The 22,653-nt window shown below is 66.6% G+C and carries 19 protein-coding genes and 3 tRNA genes; 10 read left to right on the top strand and 12 right to left on the bottom strand.

The annotated features are described in order from the left end of the window. Positions 1 to 200: 200 nt before the first annotated feature. Both MFM001_RS02340 and MFM001_RS02335 read right to left on the bottom strand, forming a co-directional pair. Positions 201 to 1,079, bottom strand: coding sequence for a hypothetical protein (locus tag MFM001_RS02340; protein ID WP_238158853.1), 879 nt, complete (start codon positions 1,077 to 1,079; stop codon positions 201 to 203). Between the two features lie 288 nt (positions 1,080 to 1,367). Next, positions 1,368 to 1,453, bottom strand: a tRNA-Leu gene (locus MFM001_RS02335). Between the two features lie 246 nt (positions 1,454 to 1,699). Between MFM001_RS02335 and MFM001_RS02330 the strand changes: the two genes are divergently transcribed. The 7 genes from MFM001_RS02330 (at position 1,700) to pknB (ending at position 11,409) form a co-directional block, all read left to right on the top strand. Next, entirely contained in the window at positions 1,700 to 3,298 is a 1,599-nt protein-coding gene (locus tag MFM001_RS02330) for an FhaA domain-containing protein (protein ID WP_116373128.1), read from the top strand. A 124-nt stretch (positions 3,299 to 3,422) separates the two neighbouring features. Further along, positions 3,423 to 3,890, top strand: coding sequence for an FHA domain-containing protein (locus MFM001_RS02325; RefSeq protein WP_116373126.1), 468 nt, complete (start codon positions 3,423 to 3,425; stop codon positions 3,888 to 3,890). Then, entirely contained in the window at positions 3,887 to 5,323 is a 1,437-nt protein-coding gene (locus MFM001_RS02320) for a PP2C family serine/threonine-protein phosphatase (RefSeq protein WP_116373124.1), read from the top strand. Before MFM001_RS02325 ends, MFM001_RS02320 begins: the two co-directional genes overlap by 4 nt. Next, positions 5,320 to 6,759 carry an FtsW/RodA/SpoVE family cell cycle protein gene (locus tag MFM001_RS02315; RefSeq protein ID WP_371685045.1) on the top strand — a complete coding sequence of 480 codons (1,440 nt, stop codon included), beginning with the start codon at positions 5,320 to 5,322 and terminating at the stop codon, positions 6,757 to 6,759. The genes MFM001_RS02320 and MFM001_RS02315 overlap by 4 nt, the downstream gene beginning before the upstream one ends. Continuing rightward, positions 6,756 to 8,231: a D,D-transpeptidase PbpA gene (gene pbpA, locus MFM001_RS02310; RefSeq protein WP_116373122.1), complete on the top strand. Its 1,476-nt coding sequence runs from the start codon at positions 6,756 to 6,758 to the stop codon at positions 8,229 to 8,231. Before MFM001_RS02315 ends, pbpA begins: the two co-directional genes overlap by 4 nt. Continuing rightward, on the top strand, positions 8,228 to 9,529 hold the full coding sequence (locus MFM001_RS02305; RefSeq protein ID WP_116373120.1) for a serine/threonine-protein kinase: 1,302 nt from the start codon (positions 8,228 to 8,230) through the stop codon (positions 9,527 to 9,529). The genes pbpA and MFM001_RS02305 overlap by 4 nt, the downstream gene beginning before the upstream one ends. Further along, on the top strand, positions 9,529 to 11,409 hold the full coding sequence (pknB, locus tag MFM001_RS02300) for a Stk1 family PASTA domain-containing Ser/Thr kinase (protein ID WP_116373118.1): 1,881 nt from the start codon (positions 9,529 to 9,531) through the stop codon (positions 11,407 to 11,409). The genes MFM001_RS02305 and pknB overlap by 1 nt, the downstream gene beginning before the upstream one ends. On the opposite strand, the gene MFM001_RS02295 is transcribed toward pknB, so the two are convergent. Next, positions 11,387 to 12,058 (bottom strand): aminodeoxychorismate/anthranilate synthase component II, encoded by a 672-nt coding sequence (locus tag MFM001_RS02295; RefSeq protein WP_116373116.1) that lies wholly within the window; start codon positions 12,056 to 12,058, stop codon positions 11,387 to 11,389. The genes pknB and MFM001_RS02295 overlap by 23 nt on opposite strands. Positions 12,059 to 12,109: 51 nt before the next feature. Continuing rightward, entirely contained in the window at positions 12,110 to 12,874 is a 765-nt protein-coding gene (locus MFM001_RS02290) for a DUF881 domain-containing protein (protein ID WP_116373114.1), read from the bottom strand. 73 nt (positions 12,875 to 12,947) lie between these two features. On the opposite strand from MFM001_RS02290, the gene crgA reads away from it, so the two are divergent. Beyond that, the gene (crgA, locus tag MFM001_RS02285; RefSeq protein WP_116373112.1) at positions 12,948 to 13,229 is read left to right on the top strand and encodes a cell division protein CrgA; all 282 of its coding nucleotides are present in this window, start codon (positions 12,948 to 12,950) and stop codon (positions 13,227 to 13,229) included. A 155-nt stretch (positions 13,230 to 13,384) separates the two neighbouring features. Then, positions 13,385 to 13,804: a PH domain-containing protein gene (locus MFM001_RS02280; protein ID WP_116373110.1), complete on the top strand. Its 420-nt coding sequence runs from the start codon at positions 13,385 to 13,387 to the stop codon at positions 13,802 to 13,804. Here MFM001_RS02280 and MFM001_RS02275 read toward each other — a convergent pair. Further along, a complete protein-coding gene (locus MFM001_RS02275) occupies positions 13,801 to 14,349 on the bottom strand; it encodes a peptidylprolyl isomerase (RefSeq protein ID WP_116373108.1) in 549 nt (182 codons plus the stop codon). The genes MFM001_RS02280 and MFM001_RS02275 overlap by 4 nt on opposite strands. Before the next feature lie 108 nt (positions 14,350 to 14,457). Here MFM001_RS02275 and cwsA point away from each other — a divergent pair, with 108 nt between their 5' ends. Next, on the top strand, positions 14,458 to 14,883 hold the full coding sequence (gene cwsA / locus MFM001_RS02270) for a cell wall synthesis protein CwsA (protein ID WP_116373106.1): 426 nt from the start codon (positions 14,458 to 14,460) through the stop codon (positions 14,881 to 14,883). 6 nt (positions 14,884 to 14,889) lie between these two features. Here cwsA and MFM001_RS02265 read toward each other — a convergent pair. The 7 genes from MFM001_RS02265 to recF form a co-directional block, all read right to left on the bottom strand. After that, a tRNA-Ala gene (locus MFM001_RS02265) sits at positions 14,890 to 14,962 on the bottom strand. A 139-nt stretch (positions 14,963 to 15,101) separates the two neighbouring features. Next, positions 15,102 to 15,175 (bottom strand) — tRNA-Ile (locus tag MFM001_RS02260). A 107-nt stretch (positions 15,176 to 15,282) separates the two neighbouring features. Beyond that, a complete protein-coding gene (locus MFM001_RS02255; protein WP_116373588.1) occupies positions 15,283 to 16,167 on the bottom strand; it encodes a DUF3566 domain-containing protein in 885 nt (294 codons plus the stop codon). A gap of 49 nt (positions 16,168 to 16,216) precedes the next feature. Continuing rightward, entirely contained in the window at positions 16,217 to 18,727 is a 2,511-nt protein-coding gene (gyrA, locus tag MFM001_RS02250) for a DNA gyrase subunit A (protein ID WP_116373104.1), read from the bottom strand. An 11-nt stretch (positions 18,728 to 18,738) separates the two neighbouring features. Beyond that, positions 18,739 to 20,766, bottom strand: a complete 2,028-nt coding sequence (gyrB, locus tag MFM001_RS02245) for a DNA topoisomerase (ATP-hydrolyzing) subunit B (protein ID WP_116373101.1) — start codon at positions 20,764 to 20,766, stop codon at positions 18,739 to 18,741. Between the two features lie 220 nt (positions 20,767 to 20,986). Beyond that, positions 20,987 to 21,511: a DUF721 family protein gene (locus tag MFM001_RS02240; RefSeq protein WP_116373099.1), complete on the bottom strand. Its 525-nt coding sequence runs from the start codon at positions 21,509 to 21,511 to the stop codon at positions 20,987 to 20,989. Further along, the gene (recF, locus tag MFM001_RS02235; protein ID WP_116373097.1) at positions 21,508 to 22,647 is read right to left on the bottom strand and encodes a DNA replication/repair protein RecF; all 1,140 of its coding nucleotides are present in this window, start codon (positions 22,645 to 22,647) and stop codon (positions 21,508 to 21,510) included. Before recF ends, MFM001_RS02240 begins: the two co-directional genes overlap by 4 nt. Positions 22,648 to 22,653 lie beyond the last annotated feature (6 nt).

Here is a 22,653-nt window from a genome sequence, read left to right as displayed (position 1 = left end):
CTCCTTAAGTCAACCCACGACCCCACCGGCCTCGGCGAGACGAACTTCCGGAAGACCCGCCGACCGCGACGCCAGGGTGCGTCAACTACGACGGTAATTCCTCGGCACTTTGGTCACACGGTTACCGTAGCAGCCACCCTAAGAGGGCTACTCGGCTCTTAGTTAGCACGTCAAGTCGGCGCCAGTCAGGCAGATAAATTCTACGGGAGCCGTTCGGCGGGCTGACCCGGACGTCGACTGGGCTCCGGTTCCGGTTGCCCGTCACGGGCCGGCGGGCGCGCCGAGTGGGGCCGACGCATGCGCACGTCAGTCGGTTCTTCGAGCTGCCTGCTGCGCCACCGGTTCCGAATTTCCTGCGTCGCATGCTTGATCCGGTCGATCTCACTGCGCACGTCTTCGGGCCGGGTTTCCTGACTGGCGACCTGGAAATAGGTCAGCAAGCAGCGCAACAACTCCAGCTTCTGCTTCTCCCGCTTGGCCAAGTCGTGCGACGTCATCAATTCGATCCGCTGCACCGGGGGAAGCGTGCCCCAATCGAGCACCACTTTCGTCTCGATCGGCTTGCGTCGCCGCGCCTTGTAATTGCTCCACCGGCCTTCCGGCGTCGGGCTGTCGTAGTAGGTGACGGTTCCGGTGAAGCGCGAGGCAATAGCACCGCCCAGTTGGTGACGATCCAGGGCGGAATCCCACACAGTGCGCCATTCCTGACCGGGCGCCAGTTCCGGCAGCTCCTCGGGCAGATGCAATTCGGTGATGTCGACCATGCCCTCGTACGCGTTCTCGTACTCGGCAACGGTGGGCGGGTTGTTGAATTGGAACCGGACGTCATACGCGGTCCGCTGACCGAAGTTCCTAACGACGAGTTCCACCAGGTGCCAGTCCGCAGCATGCGGCTCCATGAACATCGTGACCTGCGGTCGGTGGTCTTCGAAGCTCAGTCTGCGAACGCGGGCCAGGTGGTAGCGCACGTAAACCAAGGCCGCGAGAGCGACGACGACGATCACCCAAAGCGCAAGGCCCAGCCAGGCGGTGGACCCGAAGTCGCTCAGGTCATGCCATCGATCGCTGATCCACCCCACTGACTCCACCTTCCGCCGACGTGCCGCGCGTTGGCCCCCACCCCGCTCGTAAGCGTGCATCATAATGACCCGCCCGCTTAGCCCTAGCCGGGATCGAATACCGCACGCATCCCACATATCCATGGGTTTGAGGTGATTCCGGTCAGTTGGCGCGGCTTAACTGGCTACCGAATTGGCCGAGCCGTCACACACGCTTCTGGAAGCCGTTGCTGCCGTTTGCATTTCGCGTTCAAATCGGCTGAGTCGCGACGCCCGTCGCAGCCACCCGATGACACGTCTCGATCAAGATGGTGGGCGAAGGGGGACTTGAACCCCCACGTCCCGAAGGACACTGGCACCTGAAGCCAGCGCGTCTGCCATTCCGCCACTCGCCCTAAACAACCGGTGGAGATTACCACTGTAATAGTTGGCTTCCCCAATCGTGCCAGTGCCCCGAATGGGCAGGTCGTGCGCGCTCGATGGTCGGTGACCTGCCGAGATGCGATTCTCAGAGTTCTGAAGGTGCCGCCCGGCTGTGCTGGCCCGATACCATTTGAGAAGAAACACGGGTGATACGACGCGAGGGAGGTCGTCCGCCCTGCAGCGGCGAGGCAGCAAAACGAGTAAGGCAGGCGCCGGACATGAGCAGCCAGAAGGGGCTAGTTCAACGAATCGAGCGCAAACTCGAGGCCACCGTCGGTGATGCGTTTGCCCGAGTGTTCGGCGGCTCCATCGTCCCGCAAGAGCTCGAGGCCCAGCTGCGCCGGGAAGCGGCTGACGGTATTCGGCCGCTGCAGGGCAATCGCCTTTTGGCTCCGAACGAATACATCATTACCCTCGGTATGCACGACTACCAGAAAGTGGGCACCGACCCGGCTCTCACTTCCGACGCATTCGCTAAGCACTTGGCGGCATACATCGGCGAACAGGGGTGGCAAACGTATGGTGATGTGGTCGTTCGGTTCGAGCAGTCGTCGAACCTGCACACCGGGCAGTTCCGCGCCCGCGGCGCTGTCAACCCCGACGTGGAGCCCCGCCCGACCGTCAGCGATTTCGCCCCGCCACAATCAGATCATGCGTTCCGCGCAGAACCAGGAGTACCACCGATGACTGAGAATTCGAGCTATCGCGGCGGCCAGGGGCAGGGGCGGCCCGGTGACGATTACTACGAGGACCCCTACGGCCGCGGGGCCGACGAACCCCGGGGCGGCCAGGATCCGCGGGGCCCGTATCCACCGGAGTCCGGTGGTTATCCCGACCAGCGCGGCTATCCGCCGAGGCAGCCCGACCAGGGCGGCTACCCCGACCAGGGCGGCTACCCCGAGCAGGGCGGCTACCCGGAGCAGGGCGGCTACCCCGACCAGCGCGGCTACCAAGAGCAGCGCGGCTACCCCGAACAGGGCGCCTACCCCGAGCAGGGCGGCGGCGGCTACCCGGACCAGCGTGGCTACCAGGATCAAGGCGGGTACTCCGACCAGCGGGGCTACCCCGAGCAGGGCGGCTACCAGGAGCAGGGCGGCTACCCCGAGCAGGGCGGCGGCTACCCGCCGTACGAACAGCGCCCGGCCGGCGGCTACGGCGCCCCGGGCTACGACGCCGGCTATCGACAGGGCGGCTACGGCGGCCAGCCCGCCGGCCAGGGTTACGGCGAGTACGGCGACTACGGCCGCGGGCCGGCCCGCCACGACGAGGGCGGCTACGCGCAACCCGACCAGCGAGCGGCGTACCCGGACCAGGGCGGCTACGACCAGGGCTACCAAGGCGCACCGGGCTACGGACGCCAGGATTACGGCCAAGCCGATTACGGTCGCTACCCCGACGCCGGTCCGGCCGGTGGCGGGTACGCCCCGGCGGCCGGAGGCTATGCCGAACCGGCGGGCCGCGACTACGACTACGGCCAGGCAGGAGCCGGCGGCTACGGCGGTTATGGTCAGGGCGCTTACGGGGCCACCGGCACCACCGTCACGCTGCAACTCGACGACGGCAGCGGGCGGACTTACCAGCTGCGTGAAGGCGCCAACATCATCGGCCGCGGACAAGACGCACAGTTCCGGTTGCCCGACACCGGGGTGTCGCGTCGCCACTTGGAAATCCGCTGGGACGGACAGGTCGCGCTACTGTCCGACCTCAACTCCACCAACGGCACCACCGTCAACAACGCGCCGGTGCAGGAGTGGCAGCTTGCTGATGGTGACGTGATCCGCCTGGGCCATTCGGAGATCATCGTCCATATTCACTGAGCTCACAGCCGGGCAAGCTATCCAGCTTCACCCCGCGTGAAGCGCTGTCCAAGTATCGTGACGTTGCTGATGTGCTCGGTATCGCGGGGCGGAGTAAGCGGTGCCAGGACGGAGAGGACGCCAGATGCAGGGATTGGTACTGCAGCTGACGCGCGCCGGATTCTTGATGCTGCTATGGCTGTTCATTTGGTCGGTGTTGCGAATTTTGCGCACCGACATCTACGCGCCGACCGGCGCGGTCATGGTGCGGCGCGGCTTGGCGTTACGCGGCACCCTGCTGCCGTCGCGGCAGCGTCGCACCGCTGCCCGCTACCTGGTGGTGACCGAAGGGTCGCTGGTGGGCGCGCGAATCACGTTGAGCGGCCAGCCGGTGCTGATCGGCCGCGCCGACGATTCGACCTTGGTGCTCACCGATGACTACGCTTCGACGCGGCACGCGCGGCTATCCCAGCGAGGCTCGGAATGGTACGTCGAGGACTTAGGATCGACCAACGGTACTTACCTTGACAGGGCGAAAGTGACGACGGCGGTACGGGTTCCCATTGGCACGCCGGTTCGCATCGGCAAAACTGTAATCGAGTTGCGCCCGTGACCCTGGTCTTGCGTTATGCGGCTCGCAGTGATGTCGGCCTGGTGCGCTCCAACAACGAAGACTCGGTCTATGCCGGCGCTCGGCTGCTGGCTCTGGCCGACGGCATGGGTGGTCACGCAGCCGGCGAAGTGGCCTCGCAGTTGGTGATCGCCGCGCTGGCCCACCTCGACGACGACGAACCCGGCGGCGATCTGCTGGCCAAGCTCGACGCCGCGGTACGGTCCGGCAACTCGGCGATCGCGGCCCAGGTGGAGATGGACCCCGATCTCGAGGGAATGGGCACCACGCTCACCGCAATTCTGTTCGCGGGCAACCGGCTTGGGCTGGTCCATATCGGCGACTCGCGCGGGTACCTGCTGCGCGACGGCGAGCTGACCCAGATCACCAAGGACGACACGTTTGTCCAGACACTGGTCGACGAGGGACGCATCACCCGGGAAGAGGCGCACAGCCACCCGCAGCGCTCGTTGATCATGCGCGCACTGACCGGTCACGAGGTAGAGCCGACCCTGACCATGCGCGAGGTACACGCGGGCGATCGCTACCTGCTGTGCTCCGACGGGCTCTCGGATCCGGTCAGCGACGAGACCATCCTCGAGGCGCTGAAGATACCCGACGTCGTCGAGGCCGCCGACCGCCTCATCGAACTGGCGCTGCGCGGCGGGGGACCCGACAACGTGACCGTCGTGGTGGCCGACGTCGTCGAAGACAACTACGGGCCCACCCAGCCGATCATCGCGGGCGCGGTATCGGGCGACGAGGACCAACTCACCCGGCCCAACACCGCCGCCGGGCGGGCCTCGGCCATCAATCCCCGCAAGAGCGTCGTCAAACGCGTTCTGCCGCAAATAGATACGTTCCCACGCCCGCGGCGATCGCGACGGCGGATGGCGATCGGCGCCGCGCTGGTGGTGCTGCTGATCCTGTCCGGCCTAGCGGTCGGGCGCACGGTGATTCGCAGCAACTATTACGTCGCCGCCTACAACGGCAACGTGTCGATCATGCGCGGCATCCAGGGTTCGATCCTGGGCTTCCCCCTACACGAGCCCTATCTGGTCGGCTGCCTCAACGGCCGCAACGAGCTGTCGCAGATCAGCTACGGCCAATCCAAGGGCACGCTGAACTGCCGTCCGATGAAGCTGTCCGACCTGCGTCCGTCGGAACGTGCTCAGGTCGCGGCGGGGTTGCCGGCCGGAACTCTCGAGGACGCCATCGCGCAACTTCACCAACTGCAAGCCGGTTCCTTGTTGCCGCCGTGCCCGCCGCCGCGCGCCACCTCGCCGCCGTCGACCGCGCCGCAGACTCCGCCGACCACCAGCCGCACACCGGAACCGGGCGCACCGAGTTCGTCGCCGACGACCACAGCGCCCACAGTGACTGCACTTCCCCCGCCGCCACCCGAGCCAGGAACCGATTGCCGGGCGGCGGCATGACCCGCGCCGGGGACGACGAGGCGACGCGCGAGTTGAGCACCGCGCCGCAGCCACCGGTCGCCGTAACTCCTCCGCTTCCGACTCGGCGCAACGCGGAGCTGCTGTTGCTGTGCTTCGCCACCGTGATCACCGCGGCGGCATTGACGATCGTCCAGGCCAACCAGGATCGCGGATTACGTTGGGACCTGGTGACTTACGCCGCGGCCTTCCTGGCCGTCTTCGTCGGCGCGCATCTGGCCATCCGGCGGTTCGCGCCCTACGCGGATCCGCTGCTGTTGCCGGTGGTAGCCCTGCTCAACGGCTTGGGTCTGGTGATGATCCACCGGCTCGACCTCGCCGGCCCCGGCCGCCACAGCGGCCCCAGCGCCAACCAGCAGATGCTGTGGACCGTGGTCGGGGTGGCCGCGTTCGCGTTCGTGGTGAGCTCGCTGAAGGATCACCGGCAACTGGCCCGCTACGGCTACCTCAGCGGGCTGGCCGGCTTGGTGCTGTTGGCGATTCCCGCGATGCTGCCGGCGTCGTTCTCCGAACAGAACGGCGCCAAAATCTGGATTCGGTTGCCGGGCTTCTCGATTCAGCCCGCCGAGTTCTCCAAGATCTTGCTCCTCATCTTTTTCTCGGCGGTGCTGGTGGCCAAACGCGGGCTGTTCACCAGCGCCGGCAAGCACGTCCTGGGCATGGACCTGCCCCGCCCCCGTGATCTCGCGCCGCTGCTGGCCGCCTGGGTGATCTCCGTCGGCGTGATGATCTTCGAAAAGGACTTGGGCACTTCGCTATTGCTGTACGCGTCGTTCCTGGTCGTGGTTTACCTTGCGACCCAGCGGTTCAGTTGGGTCGTGATCGGGCTGGCGCTGTTCGCGCTGGGAAGCGTTGCGGCGTACTACGTTTTCGACCACGTCCGGGTACGGGTCCAGACGTGGATGGACCCGTTCGCCGACCCCGACGGCAACGGCTACCAGATGGTGCAGTCGCTGTTCAGCTTCGCCACGGGCGGTATCTTCGGGACCGGCCTGGGCAACGGCCAACCCGATACCGTGCCCGCGGCGTCGACCGATTTCATCATCGCCGCGTTCGGCGAGGAACTCGGATTGGTCGGTCTCGCAGGCATTCTCATGCTCTACACGATCGTGATCATCCGCGGGCTGCGTACGGCGATCGCGGTGCGCGACAGCTTCGGCAAGCTGCTGGCCGCGGGCCTGTCGTCCACCCTGGCCATCCAGCTGTTCATCGTCGTCGGCGGCGTCACCAAACTCATTCCGCTGACCGGACTGACCACGCCGTGGATGTCCTACGGCGGCTCGTCGCTGCTGGCCAACTATGTGCTGCTGGCCATTCTGGTGCGCATCTCACACGCCGCGCGACGCCCGTTCCGTGCCCGCCCGCGCAACACGTCGCCGATCGCGGCGGCCAGCACCGAGGTGATCGAGCGGGTATGAATGCCTCCCTGCGCCGGATCTCGCTGACCGTGATGGCGCTGATTGTCTTGCTGCTGTTCAACGCCACCCTCACTCAGGTGTTCACCGCCGACGGGCTGCGCGCCGACCCCCGTAACCAGCGGGTCCTGCTCGACGAGTACTCGCGCCAGCGCGGCCAGATCACCGCCGGCGGGCAACTGCTGGCCTATTCGGTGGCCACCGACAACCGCTTTCGTTTCCTGCGGGTCTATCCCGACCCCGCGGTGTATGCGCCGGTGACCGGCTTCTACTCGCTGCGCTATTCCAGCACCGGACTGGAACGCGCCGAAGACCAGCTGCTCAACGGCTCCGACCAGCGGCTGTTCGGCCGCCGGCTGGCCGACTTCTTCACCGGCCGCGACCCGCGCGGCGGCAACGTCGACACCACGATCAATCCGCATGTCCAGCAGGCCGCCTGGGACGCCATGCAGCAGGGCTGCGGCGGGGCGTGTCGGGGCGCGGTCGTGGCGCTGGAACCGTCCACCGGCAAAATCCTGGCGCTGGTGTCGTCGCCGTCGTATGACCCCAACCTGCTGGCGTCACACAACGCCGAGGAGCAGTCACAGGCCTGGCAACGGCTGCGCGACGACCCGGCTTCACCGCTGACCAACCGTGCGATCGCCGAAACCTACCCTCCCGGTTCGACATTCAAAGTCATCACCACCGCCGCCGCCCTGCAGTCCGGCGCCACCGAGGACGAGCAGCTGACCGCGGCCCCGAAGATTCCGCTGCCCGACAGCAGCGCCACGCTCGAGAACTACGGCGGCACCTCCTGCGGCCAGGAGCCGACGGTGTCGCTGCGCGAGGCCTTTGCGCACTCCTGCAATACCGCGTTCGTGCAGCTCGGCATGCTCACCGGCGCCGATGCCCTGCGCAGTACCGCGCAGTCGTTCGGTCTGGACGCCGCGCCGGATCCCATTCCGCTGCAAGTTGCGGAGTCCACCCTGGGCCCGATCCCGGATGCGGCCGCGCTGGGCATGTCGAGCATCGGGCAGAAGGACGTCGCGCTGACGCCGTTGCAGAACGCGCTGGTGGCCGCGACCATCGCCAACGCCGGAGTGACCATGCGGCCGTACCTGGTCGATAGCCTCAAGGGGCCGGACCTGGCCAACATCGGCACGGCCACCCCGCACGAACAGCGCCGTGCGGTGTCGCCGCAGGTCGCGGCTAAGCTAACAGAGTTGATGGTCGGCGCCGAGCAAGTCACACAGCAGAAAGGGGCGATCCCCGGCGTGCAGATCGCATCCAAGACCGGTACCGCTGAACACGGCACCGACCCGCGCAACACCCCACCGCACGCGTGGTACATCGCCTTCGCGCCCGCGCAGACCCCGAAGGTGGCTGTTGCGGTGCTGGTGGAGGATGGCGCCGACCGACTGTCCGCGACCGGCGGTGCGCTGGCCGCGCCGATCGGACGGGCGGTGATCGAGGCCGCCCTGCAGGGAGGACCATGAGCCCGCGAGTAGGGGTGACGCTGTCTGGCCGCTATCGCCTGCAGCGCCTCATCGCCACCGGCGGCATGGGCCAGGTGTGGGAGGCGGTGGATAACCGGCTGGGTCGTCGTGTCGCGGTCAAGGTACTCAAGAGCGAGTTCTCCTCCGACCCCGAATTCATCGAGCGGTTCCGCGCCGAGGCGCGCACCACCGCGATGCTCAACCACCCCGGGATCGCCAGCGTCCACGACTACGGCGAAACCCAGATGAACGGCGAGGGCCGCACCGCCTACCTGGTGATGGAGCTGGTCAACGGGGAGCCGCTGAACTCCGTGCTCAAGCGCATGGGCAAGCTGTCGCTACGCCACGCGTTGGACCTGCTCGAGCAGACCGGCCGCGCGCTGCAGGTGGCGCACGCCGCCGGGCTGGTGCACCGCGACGTCAAACCCGGCAACATCCTGATCACCCCCACCGGCCAGGTGAAGATCACTGACTTCGGCATCGCCAAGGCCGTCGACGCGGCGCCGGTCACCCAGACCGGCATGGTGATGGGCACCGCCCAGTACATCGCCCCAGAGCAGGCGCTGGGACACGACGCCACCCCGGCCAGTGACGTCTATTCGCTGGGAGTGGTTGGCTACGAATGTGTTTCGGGCAAGCGGCCGTTCACCGGTGATGGCGCCTTGACGGTGGCGATGAAGCACATCAAGGAGCCGCCGCCGCCGCTGCCCAGTGAGCTGCCGCCCAACGTGCGCGAACTCATCGAGATCACGCTGGTCAAAAATCCGGGCATGCGCTACCGCAGCGGGGGGCCGTTCGCCGACGCGGTCGCCGCGGTCCGCGCGGGCCGCCGACCGCCGCGCCCCAACCAGGCGGCCGCAGCCGGGCGGGCCACGCCAGCCTCCATCCCGTCGGGAACCAAAGCCAGAGCCGTCACCAACCCCAGCGGCCGTACTCCGGCGGCGCGCCGATCACGGCCGACGACCGGCGGACACCGACCGCCGCCACCCCGTCGCACCTTCTCGTCCGGCCAGCGTGCACTGCTGTGGGCGGCCGGCGTGCTGGGCGCGCTGGCGATCATCATTGCCGTGCTCATCGTGATCAACTCCCGCGACGAGAACACCCAGCCCCAGCCGTCGGCGCCGACCGTCACGGACACCGGGACGCCCAGCAAGTCGCCCAGCAACGCGGGCTCGTCGACCGTTCAGCCGTCCAATTGGACGGATCGCGGGCTAACAGGTAATTCTGGACAGCAAAACGGGCAGCCTGTAGCTGTCGCGTTGACGCACGCGTCGCTGGATCGACACGAGATACGGTAATGACCACCCCGCAACACCTGTCCGACCGCTACGAGCTGGGCGAAATCCTCGGCTTCGGCGGCATGTCCGAGGTTCACCTCGCCCGCGACGTCCGGTTGCACCGCGACGTCGCCGTCAAGGTGCTGCGCGCGGATTTGGCCCGCGACCCCAGCTTCTATCTGCGATTCCGGCGTGAGGCGCAAAACGCGGCGGCGCTGAACCACCCGGCGATCGTCGCGGTGTACGACACCGGCGAGGCGGAGACGGACGCCGGGCCGCTCCCGTACATCGTGATGGAGTACGTCAACGGGGTCACGCTGCGCGACATCGTGCACACCGACGGCCCGATGCCGCCGAAGCGGGCCATCGAGGTGATCGCCGACGCCTGCCAGGCGCTGAACTTCTCGCACCAGCACGGGATCATCCACCGCGACGTCAAGCCGGCCAACATCATGATCAGCAACAACAATGCGGTCAAGGTGATGGACTTCGGCATCGCCCGCGCGATCGCCGACAGCGGCGGTAACCGCGTCACCCAGACCGCGGCGGTGATCGGCACGGCGCAGTACCTGTCACCCGAGCAGGCCCGCGGCGAACCGGTCGATGCCCGCTCCGACGTCTATTCGCTGGGGTGCGTGCTTTACGAAATACTTTGCGGCGAACCACCTTTCGTTGGTGACTCCCCGGTCGCGGTGGCCTACCAGCATGTCCGCGAGGACCCCATCCCGCCGTCGCAGCGGCACGAGGGCATTTCTCCTGAGCTCGACGCCGTCGTGCTCAAGGCCCTGGCCAAGAATCCCGACAACCGCTATCAAACCGCCGCGGAGATGCGCGCCGACCTGATCCGGGTCCACAACGGCGAACAGCCCGAAGCGCCCAAGGTGCTCACCGACGCCGAGCGCACGTCGATGATGGCGTCGCATCCCACCGGTCCGGTGGGGCCGCAGACCGACCCGCTGCCGCGCCAACAGCTCGACTTCGCCAAGGACCGCAATGTCGGTTCGGTGGGCCGCTGGCTGATCGCGGTGGCGGTGCTGGCCGTGCTGACCGTGGTCGTGACGATCGTCATCAACACGTTCGGCGGCAACATGCGCAATGTGCAGGTGCCCGACGTGCGGGGCCAGGCATCCGCCGATGCCATTGCGGCGCTGCAGAACCGCGGCTTCAAGACCCGCACGCAGCAAAAGCCCGATTCGACGGTTCCGCCCGACCACGTGATCGGCACCGATCCCGGCGCCAACTCCTCGGTGGGCGCCGGCGACGAGATCACGATCAACGTCTCCACCGGACCCGAGCAGCGTGAGGTGCCCGACGTCTCGTCGCTGAGCTACGCGTCGGCGGTGAAGAAGTTGAAGGCCGCGGGCTTCGGACGGTTCAAGCAAGTCAATTCGCCGTCGACGCCCGAGATGAAAGACCGGGTGATCGGGACCAATCCGCCGGCCAATCAGACCTCGGCGATCACCAACGAGATCACCGTCATCGTCGGATCCGGTCCGGCGACCAAGCAGATCCCCGCCGTCACCGGGCAGCCCGTCGAGCTGGCGCAAAAGAACCTCACGGTGTACGGCTTCACCAAGTTCACCGAGGCCGCCGTGGACAGCTCCCGACCGGCCGGCGAGGTGGTCGGCACGAATCCGCCTGCCGATGCGACAGTGCCGCTGGACTCGGTGATCGAGCTACAGGTGTCCAAGGGCAACCAGTTCACGATGCCCGACCTGTCCGGCATGTTCTGGACCGACGCCGAACCGCAGCTGCGGGCGCTGGGCTGGACGGGTGTGCTGGTCAAGGGCGCCGACGTCGACGCCGGCGGCGACAAGCACAACCGGATCGTCTACCAGAGCCCGGCGGCGGGGCAGGGCGTGAACAAGGACGGCCCGATCACGCTGAAGTTCGGTCAGTAGCCGGCAGCGCGGCAGTACTTTTCACGATCTCGTCTTCCAGCCGACGCACCAACGCGTCGTCGCGGGGATGCCCGCAGTAGGCCAGCCAATTAGCCAGCATCCGGTGCCCGCCCTCGGTGAGGATGGACTCGGGATGGAACTGCACCCCGTGGATGGGCAGCTCGGTGTGCCGCACCCCCATGATCACGCCGCTGCGGGTGCGGGCGGTCACCTCCAGCTCGGCGGGCAAAGTCTCCGGCAGGATCGTCAGGGAGTGATAGCGGGTTGCCGTGAATGGATCCGGAAGTCCTTGCAGCACACCGACATTCGTGTGGAACACGCTGCTTGTCTTGCCGTGCAACAACTCGGGGGCACGGTCCACGGTGCCGCCGAATGCCACGCCGATGGCTTGGTGCCCCAGGCACACGCCCAGCAGCGGGGTGCGCGCCGTCGCGCAGGCATGTACCAGGCCGATCGAGGCGCCGGCGCGTTCGGGCGTGCCGGGCCCAGGGCTGAGCAGCACGCCGTCGAACTCGGCGGCTACCGCGGCGTGGTCGGACAGCCGGGCGTCGTCGTTTCGCCACACCTGCGCCTCGACGCCGAGCTGCCCGAGGTACTGCACCAGGTTGAAGACGAAGCTGTCGTAGTTGTCGACGACCAGGATCCGCATCGTGCCAGGTTACTCAGGGCGCAGCGGGTCGCTGCGACAGACCCGGGGCGCTCAGTAGCTCACCGGACCGGCCGGCTGTGCGACGTGCATCCGCACCGGTTCGGTGTGCCCGGCGACCCGCACGTCGGGCATGACCTGTTCGGTGTAGCCGAGCCCGAACCGCACCACATACTGCTTGTAGAGGGTCACCAGGGGAGCGGCGGCCAACGCGGCCTGCATGGCGCCGGGATCTCCGATCGCGGTGATCGTGTACGGCGGGCTGTACGTACGCCCGTTGAGCAGCAACGTATTTCCGACGCAGCGCGGCGCCGAGGTGGCAATGATGCGCTGGTCCTGCACCTGGATCGCCTCCGCGCCGGCGCTCCACAACGCGTTGAGGACGGCCTGGATGTCTTGCTGGTGGACGACGAGATCGTCGGGCGAGGCGTCGCGCGGGAAGCGGCCGTTGGCGTCGCGCTGCGCGTCGGTGAGCGTCACCACCAGCCCCGGCCCGTGAACCGGGTCCAAGCCGGCGTCGCCAGCCAACTCCGCGGACCGCCGCTGCATCGCCGCCAGCGCGGCATCCGCCGACCGGCCGTGGGTGGAGTCGATTGCGGCGGCCAACCGGTCGCGTTCGCTGGACAGCCCGTCGACGTTCGACTGCGCCTCACGGACCAGGTCGACCAGCCGCGGCGCGTCGCTCCGGCGGATCTCGCCACCTCGGGACACCCCGTGGGTGGCCCCCAGCAGCAAACCGGCCAACAGGCACACCAGGGGGACGCCGACGCGCCACAGGGCGCGGCCGCTGGTGGCGCGGCCCGTCCTCGGTTTGGCCATCGGCTCCCCGTTCGCAGGTGTTCGGGTGGGTTAGTCTTTATCGTTGCATCCGCTCGACTGTCCTGAGGTACCGATGCCCAAGTCCAAGGTCCGCAAGAAAAGCGACTTCGCCGCGAGTCCGGTAAGCCGGACGCCGGTCAAGGTCAAAGCTGGCCCCTCCAGCGTCTGGTTCGTCGCGTTGTTCGTCGGGTTGATGTTGATCGGACTGATCTGGCTGATGGTGTTCCAGCTGGCGGCCACCGGACCTAACGCGCCGGCGGTGCTGGACTGGATGGCAGAACTGGGGCCGTGGAACTACGCCGTGGCGTTTGCTTTCATGATCACCGGTTTGTTGCTCACCATGCGGTGGCGGTAGCAGTCGCCGGTGCCGTAATGAATTCATTTGACGTGTGTGCGGTTACTGTGCTGGCAACACCTCGCCTACTCAATCACACGCGTGTGATTCATCCCCATTGTTGATAGCGCTTGTGGATAACTGCATCGCCGAAGGTAGGACGGTCTAGCAAGCCCGTGCAGCAAACCGAGTGGGCACCCTCCACGGCCGGAATCGCAGGTTGTGGCGTCGTCGGCATCGTGATGGCTATCGCATGTGTGACTGTGGTCACAGACACGCCTGGCAGGATACTCACAGGTATTGCCGCCGTGGGTTTGATCTTGTTTGCAAGCGTTTCGTGGCGCGCCCGGCCCAAGCTGGCAATCACCCCCGACGGCCTGCTGGTTCGGGGATGGTTGCGAACGCAGCTTTTGCGACGCCCCGACATCAAGATCGTCCGGATCACCGAGTTCCGGCGTATCGGACGCAAGACCCGGCTACTGGAGATCGAGACCGCCGACGATTCCCTGCTGATCTTCTCGCGGTGGGACCTCGGCACCAATCCGTTGGAGGTGCTCGACGCGCTCACCGAGGCCGGGTACGCGCCGTCGGTTTAGGAGATGGTGACCGACTCGATCACGACGGGTTCGGTGGGCCGGTCGCTGTGGTCGGTGGGAGTGGCAGCGATCGCATCGACGACCTTCTGCGACTCCGGGTCGACGACCTCGCCGAAGATGGTGTGCCGCCGGTTCAGGTGCGGCGTCTTGCCGACCGTGATGAAGAACTGCGAGCCGTTGGTGCCCGGCCCGGCATTGGCCATCGCCAGCAGGTAGGGCTTGTCGAACTGCAGCTCCGGGTGGAACTCGTCGGCGAACTTGTAGCCCGGGCCGCCACGGCCGGTGCCCGTCGGGTCGCCGCCCTGGATCATGAAGCCGCTGATCACCCGGTGAAAGATCGCGCCGTCGTAAAACGGGCCGGACGTTCCGCCGGAGGCGTTCTCGGTCGAATAGTCCTTGGTGCCCTGCGCCAGACCCACGAAGTTGGCGACGGTCTTGGGAGCGTGGTTCCCGAACAGTGCGATCTTGATGTCGCCGCGGTTGGTGTGCAGCGTGGCAGTGGCAGTCTGAATTGGGCTGGTAGTCACGGCATCACAGTCTGCCATCACCACCGTGGCTGCCCGCCGGCCGGTGCCGGTAGCCGTGCATCGGGCCCGCAGACGTGGCAATGATGGCAGGGTGGAGCTTTACGACGGTCGGCAGAAAGGCGGCAGATGAGCGCGACGACGAAGATCGGGTTGACCCCGCGGCAGCGACTGACCCGGGGGCTGGCCTACACGGCGGTGGGGCCGGTGGACGTCACGCGCGGCGTCGTCGGCCTAGGTGTGCACTCCGCGCAGGCGGGGGCGTCGAACCTGCGTCGCCGCTACCAGGAGGGCCGGCTCGCGCGGGACCTACAGAGCGCCCAGGAGACCATCGCGCAGGAACTGGCCGCCGCACAAGAAGTGGTTGCCGGCCTGCCCGAAGCGTTGCAACAGGCGCGTCGGGCTCAGCGCCGCAGCAAGCGTCCGTGGGTGATTGCGGGCATCGCGGTGGCGGCCTTGGCCGGTGGCGCGGTCGCGTTCTCGATCATCCGCCGCTCGTCGCGCCCGGAGCCGTCGCCGCGCCCGCCCAGTGTGGATGTGCAGCCACGCCCGTAACGACTGTGGAGCCTAGGGGATTCGAACCCCTGACTTCTGCCTTGCAAAGGCAGCGCTCTACCAACTGAGCTAAGGCCCCTCGCCGCGGTCCGCGGTTTGGTCAGCGGCCACGTGCCAGACCTCGACACCCCGCCGGGACCGGACCACGGCCGCTGTCGCCGCGAGGGCGGCCAACGGCAACAGCAATCTCACGAAGCGTCTGGGCGAACACATGGTTGTGGGCCTAGGAGGACTCGAACCTCCGACCTCTTCGTTATCAGCGAAGCGCTCTAACCGCCTGAGCTATAGGCCCGCACGCGGACGACCGAGCGACGAGATTACCGCACTCGACCGCCCTGCTGCTAATCCCGATTGCGCTGCTCCTCCCCATCGCGCTACGCGCTCTGCATCGTCGCCGCGCTAGTCCCGATCTGCCAGCGTCACTTCGACGCCGCCGATCAGGTCGGTCGTCAGGTTGTAGACGAACGCACCGATCGTGGCCATCGCGGTGAGCAGCACGATGTTCAGCAGGCCGATCAACACCGCGCCGCCGAAGATCGTGCCGCTGGAGACGAGTTCGGTGCTGCCGCTGGTGTTGTTCAGCAGATCGCCGACGTTGCTGTTGAGCTTGCTCCACACGCCCATGCCGCCGAGGACCAGATACAAGAAGGCGACGGCGATCATCCAGACGAAGAACAGCGCGACCGACAACACCAAAGACACCTTCAACGTGCTCCACGGGTCGATCCGGCGGATCTGCATGCTGGCCCGCACCGGGCCCCGGGACCGGCCTGACACATGGATCCGGCTTGTCGGGCGGCCCGCGGTCGACGACGTCTCGGGCCCGCGGTCCGGCACCGGTTTGCGTGGTGCCGGCCGCGGCGCAACCCCGGACAGATCGGGCAGCTCGCTGCCGTAGGTCTCGCCGTGCCGACTCTCACCGCGGGCGGGCGGGGCGTCGGGCTCCTGAGTCTTCGCGTGACTGCCCTGCGGCGTCGCGTTTGCGCCGGGGGCCGCTGTGCCCGAGATGAACCGGGTCAGCCGCGCTTCGACGCCGGGGGAGTGGCCCGAGGACCGCCGTTCGTGTTGGCCCGCGGTGTCCGACGGCGGGCGATGCTGCGGCGGCGACGGCCGAGGGCCGCTGCGCTGCCACGGCGGCGTCCCGCCCGTGTCGGAGCCGGCATCGGAGCCTTGGCGCGGGGTGGGGCGGGGTTCGGAGCGGTGCACGCCCGCGCCGTCGACCGAGCCGTTCCCGTTGGGGCTGTCGCCCAGTCCGGGGTGTCCCGGCTCGTTCGGTGACGTCACCACGGGCTCCTTACCTCTGCGTCCGGCCGTCGCGGCGGCCGGCGGTAGCTCATGCGTCGGGTTCGGTGCCCGACTCGCCGTCGGCTACGGCGGCTTCTTCGGCGTTACGTGCGATGGCTAACAGTGTGTCGCCCTCGCCCAAGTTCATCAACCGCACGCCCTTGGTTTGCCGTCCGGCCTTGCGGACCTGTCGTGCCGCGGTGCGGATCACCCCGCCGCCGGAGGTGATGGCGTACACCTCGCTGTCATCGTCGACAATCAGCGCCCCAACCAGCTTGCCACGCCGGGTGTCGTACTGAATGGTCAAGATGCCCTTACCGCCGCGGCCCTGCGTGGTGTACTCCTCGATCGCGGTGCGCTTGGCGTAGCCGCCTGACGTCGCGACCAGCAGATATGTGCCTTCGCGGACCACGTTCAGCGAGAGCAGGTAGTCGTCGGCGTTGAACCGCATCCCTTGCACACCCGACGTCGCCCGGCCCATCGGCCGCAACGCCTCGTCGGTTGCCGAGAACCGGATGGACTGGCCGTTAGCCGAGACCAGCAGCAGGTCGTCGTCGGACGAGCACAGCACCGCGCCGACCAGCTCGTCGCCGTCACGCAGGTTGATCGCCACAATTCCGCCCGACCGGTTGGAGTCGAAATCGGTCAGCTTGGTCTTCTTTACCAAGCCGTTGCGGGTGGCCAGTACCAAGTACGGAGCGTCCTCGTAGCTCTTGATCTGGATGACCTGCGCGATGCGCTCTTCGGGCTGGAAGGCCAGCAGGTTCGCCACATGTTGGCCGCGCGCGGTCCGCGACGCCTCCGGCAAGTCGTACGCCTTGGCTCGATACACCCGGCCCTGGGTGGTGAAGAACAGGATCCAGTCGTGCGTCGAGCACACGAAGAAGTGCGCGACGATGTCGTCCTGCTTGAGGCCCGCGCCCTGCACGCCCTTGCCGCCGCGTTTCTGGCTGCGGTACAGGTCGGTCTTGGTGCGTTTGGCGTAGCCGGTTTCGGTGATCGTGACGACGACGTCCTCGCGGGCGATCAGGTCCTCGTCGCTGACGTCGCCGTCGGCCGCCACGATGCGGGTGCGCCGGTCGTCGCCGTGCTTGTCGACGATCTCTTTGAGTTCGTCGCGCACGATGCCGCGCTGGCGTTCCGGTTTCGCCAAAATGTCTTCCAGGTCGGCGATTTCGGCTTCGATCTTGGCGAGGTCGTCGATGATGCGCTGGCGCTCCAACGCCGCCAGGCGCCGCAGCTGCATGTCCAGGATGGCTTGCGCCTGGATCTCGTCGATGTCGAGCAGCTCGATCAAACCTTGGCGGGCGATGTCGACGGTTTCCGATGCCCGGATCAACGCGATCACCTCGTCGAGCGCGTCGAGCGCCTTGACCAGACCGCGCAGAATGTGGGCTCGCTCGTTGGCTTTTCGCAGCCGGTAGGTGGTGCGCCGCACGATCACGTCGAGTTGGTGGTCGACGTAGTGGCGGATCAGCTGGTCAAGCCGCAGGGTGCGCGGCACCCCGTCGACGATCGCCAGCATGTTGGCGCCGAAGCTGGTCTGCAGCTGGGTGTGCTTGTAGAGATTGTTCAGCACCACCTTGGCGACGGCGTCACGCTTGAGTTCGATGACGATGCGCAGACCGACGCGGTCGCTGGACTGGTCTTCGATGTTGGCGATCCCGGCGAGCTTGCCGTCGCGGACCTGTTCGGCAATCGAGGTGATGAAGTTGTCGTGGTTGACCTGATAGGGCAACTCGGTGATCACCAGCGACGTGCGGCCGCGCGAATCTTCTTCTATCTCAGCGACTCCGCGCATCCGGATGGAGCCGCGACCGGTGGCGTACGCATCGGCGATGCCCTGCGAGCCGACGATCAATCCGGACGTGGGGAAGTCGGGACCCTTGACCTTTTTGGTGACCGCCTTCAGCGTCGCCTCTTCGTCGGCGTCGAAGTTCTCCAGGCACCAGAACACCGCTTCGGCGAGTTCGCGCAAGTTGTGCGGCGGAATGTTGGTGGCCATGCCGACCGCGATGCCGCCCGAACCGTTGGCCAGCAGGTTGGGGAACCGGCTGGGCAACACCGTCGGCTCTTGCACCCGGCCGTCGTAGTTGGGAATGAAATCGACTGTTTCCTCGTCGATTTCGCGCAGCATCTCCATGGCGAGGGGAGTGAGCCGCGCTTCCGTGTATCGCATCGCGGCTGGCGGGTCGTTGCCAGGCGAGCCGAAGTTGCCTTGGCCGTCGACCAGCGGGTAGCGCAGCGACCACGGCTGCGCCATCCGCACCAGGGTGTCGTAGATCGACGCGTCGCCGTGCGGGTGGTAGTTGCCCATCGTTTCAGCAACGGAGCGCGCCGATTTCGCGTGGCTACGGTCCGGGCGGAACCCGGAGTCGAACATCGCGTAGAGCACCCGGCGGTGCACCGGCTTGAGGCCGTCGCGCACTTCGGGAAGCGCACGCCCGACGATCACGCTCATCGCATAGTCGATGTAGCTGCGCTGCATCTCCTGCTGGATGTCGACCGGCTCAACGCGATCGGCGGCGCCACCGCCCGGTGGCAGCGTGGTGTCTGTCATCTATTCCTCGTTTAAACGTCTAGGAAGCGAACGTCTTTGGCATTGCGAGTAATGAAACTGCGGCGGGCGTCGACGTCCTCGCCCATCAGAATCGAGAACAATTCGTCGGCGGCGGCGGCGTCGTCGAGAGTCACCTGGCGCAGCACCCGAACCGACGGGTCCATCGTGGTCTCCCACAACTCTTTGGCGTCCATTTCGCCGAGACCTTTGTAGCGCTGGATGCCGTCGTCCTTGTTGATCTTCTTGCCGGCCTTCTGTCCGGCCTCTAGCAGGCCGTCGCGCTCGCGGTCGGAGTAGGCGAATTCGGGATCGCTGCGCTGCCATTTCAGCTTGTACAGCGGCGGTTGCGCCAAGAACACGTGCCCGTTTTCGATCAGCGGCCGCATGAACCGGAACAGCAGAGTCAGCAGCAGCGTTGAGATGTGCTGGCCGTCGACGTCGGCGTCGGCCATCAGCACGATCTTGTGGTAGCGCAGCTTGGTGATGTCGAACTCGTCGTGGATGCCGGTGCCCAGTGCGGTGATGATGGCCTGAACCTCGGTGTTTTTCAGCACCCGGTCGATGCGGGCCTTCTCCACGTTGATGATCTTGCCGCGCAGCGGCAGGATCGCCTGGAACATGGAATCCCGGCCACTCTTGGCCGAGCCACCGGCCGAATCGCCTTCCACCACATAAAGTTCCGATTTACGCGGATCGGTGGAGCGGCAATCGGCCAGCTTGCCCGGCAGCCCGCCCAAATCGGTTGCGCTCTTGCGGCGCACCAACTCTCGCGCCTTGCGCGCGGCGATGCGTGCCTGCGCCGACGACACCGCCTTGTTGACGACGGTCTTTGCGTCGCTCGGGTTGGCCTCGAACCAGTGGGTGAGTTGTTCGTTGCAGACCTTCTGCACAAACGACTTGACTTCGGTGTTGCCGAGTTTGGTTTTGGTCTGGCCCTCGAACTGCGGCTCGCTGACCTTGACCGAGATGACTGCGGCCAGGCCCTCGCGGATGTCGTCGCCGGTGAGGTTGGGATCCTTGTCCTTGAGTAGCTTGCGGTCTTTGGCGTACTTGTTGACCACGGACGTCAGCGCCGCGCGGAAGCCCTCTTCATGAGTGCCGCCCTCGTGGGTGTTGATCGTGTTCGCGAAGGTGTGCACCGACTCGGAATAGCCTGCGTTCCACTGCATTGCGATCTCGACCTCGTGGCCCGGGCCCTTGCCGGAGAAGTCGACGATGCTGGAATGGATCGGGTTCTTGGTGCGGTTGATGTGCTTGACGAAGTCGACCAGGCCGCCGGGGTAGTGGAACGTACGGTGCTTGACCTTCTGCGTGCTGCGCTCCTCGGCTTCCTCGCGCGCCGTCTTCGGCGCGTCGGCCGTGTCGCTGACGACTTCGTCGACCACTTCTTCGTTTCGTACGCGTTGGTCGGTCAGGTTGATGGTCAGCCCTTTGTTGAGGAACGCCATTTCCTGCAGCCGGCGCGCGACCGTTTCGAAGTCGTAGTCCGTCGTTTCGAAGATGTCCGGGTCGGCCCAGAACCGGACCGTCGTACCGGTCGTCTTGGTTTTCTCGCCTTGCTTGAGCGTGCCGGGGACCGAGCGATCGTAATGCTGAAACCACTCGTAGCCGTCGGTGGAGATCTCCACCTCGAGTCGGGTGGACAACGCATTGACCACCGACACACCCACACCGTGCAGACCGCCGGAGACCGCGTAGGCACTGTCGTCGCCGCCGAACTTTCCGCCGGCATGGAGTTGGGTCATCACGACGTCGACCGTCGGCATGCCCGTGGCATGCATGGCAACCGGGATACCGCGCCCATTGTCGGTGACTTGAACACCGCCGTCCTCGAGGATCTTGACGTCGACTTCGGTGGCGTAACCGGCCATCGCCTCGTCCACCGCGTTGTCCACGACCTCCCAGATCAGATGGTGCAAGCCGCGCTCCCCGGTGGAGCCGATATACATACCCGGGCGTTTGCGGACTGCTTCTAGCCCTTCTAAGACGGTGATGGATTCGGCGCCGTACTGTTTCGTACTTTTCTTTTGGGCAGCCACGGGCGGAAGGGTCTCCTTGGGGTTGCGCGCAGGTAGTCTCCACGACTGTGCGCTGGTTCTCCGCCAGTCTACCTATAACGAGCGCCTGCACCGACTCTGCGAGGGTGTTTCTGCACAGCTATCCGCGCCGTATACGGAATTTTTCGCTGTAGCCTGCGTCAGGACGCTTGACGACCCGCGCCGCGCCGCTGTGATGCCCCTCAGCCGATCCTGCGATTCATCAACCATAGGTGTCACGTGGTCCTCGTCCGGCGATATGTAGTGGCCCTTTTCGCCACGACGGCGCGACCGGGCCGGTGATCTTTAGGGACGTCACGACACCGTCGCCGACCTCCGCGGCGATCTTTGCGATCAGCTGCGACTGCATGATCCGCAGCTGGGTTGCCCAGGCCGTGGACTCCGCGGACACACTCAACACTCCGTCGCGCAGGCCGGTCGGGGTGGCGTGTTCGGCGATCTGCTCGCCGACCACCGACGGCCACTGGCCGAACACCGCTCCTTCGGCGACCCGCAGCGACCAGCCGTGCTTCTTGGCCACCTCGCGTGCGGCGGTGCCGAGCGGTTGCGGGTCGCGGTGGTCGGGACCCGGCCCGGACCACCGTCGGCGGCCGGATGTGCCGGCGACGCGGCGGCCCGGCGGCAGCAGTCGGCGCCCGCGCCCGACGTCTTTGCCCTGGCTGCGCGCTGCGCCGCGCGCCTCTTCCAACGTGCGCCGGACCAGGTCCATCGCGTCGTCGTCGTTCATGTCTGTACCGCCGATACCCGGCCGTTGTCGTCTTCGCGTAAAGCGATGGTGACCTGCGTGGCGTCCCAATCGCGCGGAACGTCGTCGGCGACCGCGGCGGTCACCAAGACTTGTTCGGCTGATGCTGCCGCCGTGGCCAGCGCTTGGCGCCGCGCGGCGTCTAGCTCGGCGAACACGTCGTCGAGCAAGAGCACCGGATCGCCGCCCTCGGCGCGAAGCAATTCGTAGGCCGCCAGACGCAGCGCCAACGCCATCGACCACGATTCACCATGGCTGGCAAAGCCTTTCGCGGGTTGGTCGCCGAGCCGTAACTCCAGATCGTCTCGATGCGGGCCGACCAGACACACACCGCGCTCCAGCTCGGCGTCGCGGCGGCGCGCCATCTCGGCCAACAGCGCGGCTTCTAGCAACTCCCTATCCGGACCCTCGACGTCGATGCCGGCGCGGTAACCGATCGACGCAGTCCGCGATCCCGGCGCCAACAGGGCATAGGCCTTGACCACTTCGGGGGCCAACTCGTTCACCAGCTCGATACGGGCGGCCATCAACTCGGCACCGTGGTTCGCCAGATGGCCGTCCCATACGTCCAGAGTGTCGAGTACTCCGCGGTCGCCCCGTAACCGGCCGCCGGCTGCGGTCTTGAGCAACGCCGTGCGCTGACGCAGCACCTTGTCGTAGTCGGCGCGGACCGCGGCGATCCGTGGCCGCCGAACAGTGGCCAAATCATCCAGGTAGCGACGACGGTCGGCAGGATCTCCGCGGACCAACGCCAGGTCCTCCGGCGCGAACAGCACGGCACGTAATACGCCGAGCACTTCACGCGCGCTGCGCACCGGGGAGCGATTCAGCCGGGCCTTATTGGCCCGCCCACTGGTGATCTCCAAATCGACCGCGCATTCGCGCCCGTCGTTGACCACGATTGTCGACACCACAGCCCGGGGCGCGCCGATCCGGATCAACGGCGCATCCGTGGCCACCCGGTGCGAACTCAGCGTCGACGAATACCACAGCGCTTCAACGAGGTTCGTCTTACCGTAGCCATTCGGCCCGACGAACACGGTGCGCCCCGGCGCTAGTTCAAGGTCGGCGTGCGCCCATGACCGGAAGTCTCGCAGACCAAGATGACGGACGTACACACCAAC

This window comes from Mycobacterium sp. MFM001, from assembly GCF_003402475.1.
In the GTDB taxonomy this organism is placed as follows: Bacteria; Actinomycetota; Actinomycetes; order Mycobacteriales; family Mycobacteriaceae; genus Mycobacterium.
Note: the sequence above shows the minus strand (reverse complement) of the source record. Positions and strands in the feature narration are given on the sequence as shown.

Bases quoted from the DNA above. Each gene is read 5' to 3' on its own strand.
- MFM001_RS02330 (WP_116373128.1), top strand. From the start codon at position 1,700: ATGAGCAGCCAGAAGGGGCTAGTTCAACGAATCGAGCGCAAACTCGAG.
- MFM001_RS02325 (WP_116373126.1), top strand. From the start codon at position 3,423: ATGCAGGGATTGGTACTGCAGCTGACGCGCGCCGGATTCTTGATGCTG.
- MFM001_RS02315 (WP_371685045.1), top strand. From the start codon at position 5,320: ATGACCCGCGCCGGGGACGACGAGGCGACGCGCGAGTTGAGCACCGCG.
- pbpA (WP_116373122.1), top strand. From the start codon at position 6,756: ATGAATGCCTCCCTGCGCCGGATCTCGCTGACCGTGATGGCGCTGATT.
- MFM001_RS02305 (WP_116373120.1), top strand. From the start codon at position 8,228: ATGAGCCCGCGAGTAGGGGTGACGCTGTCTGGCCGCTATCGCCTGCAG.
- pknB (WP_116373118.1), top strand. From the start codon at position 9,529: ATGACCACCCCGCAACACCTGTCCGACCGCTACGAGCTGGGCGAAATC.
- MFM001_RS02295 (WP_116373116.1), bottom strand. From the start codon at position 12,058: ATGCGGATCCTGGTCGTCGACAACTACGACAGCTTCGTCTTCAACCTG.
- MFM001_RS02290 (WP_116373114.1), bottom strand. From the start codon at position 12,874: ATGGCCAAACCGAGGACGGGCCGCGCCACCAGCGGCCGCGCCCTGTGG.
- crgA (WP_116373112.1), top strand. From the start codon at position 12,948: ATGCCCAAGTCCAAGGTCCGCAAGAAAAGCGACTTCGCCGCGAGTCCG.
- MFM001_RS02275 (WP_116373108.1), bottom strand. From the start codon at position 14,349: ATGGCAGACTGTGATGCCGTGACTACCAGCCCAATTCAGACTGCCACT.
- cwsA (WP_116373106.1), top strand. From the start codon at position 14,458: ATGAGCGCGACGACGAAGATCGGGTTGACCCCGCGGCAGCGACTGACC.
- gyrA (WP_116373104.1), bottom strand. From the start codon at position 18,727: ATGACAGACACCACGCTGCCACCGGGCGGTGGCGCCGCCGATCGCGTT.
- MFM001_RS02240 (WP_116373099.1), bottom strand. From the start codon at position 21,511: ATGAACGACGACGACGCGATGGACCTGGTCCGGCGCACGTTGGAAGAG.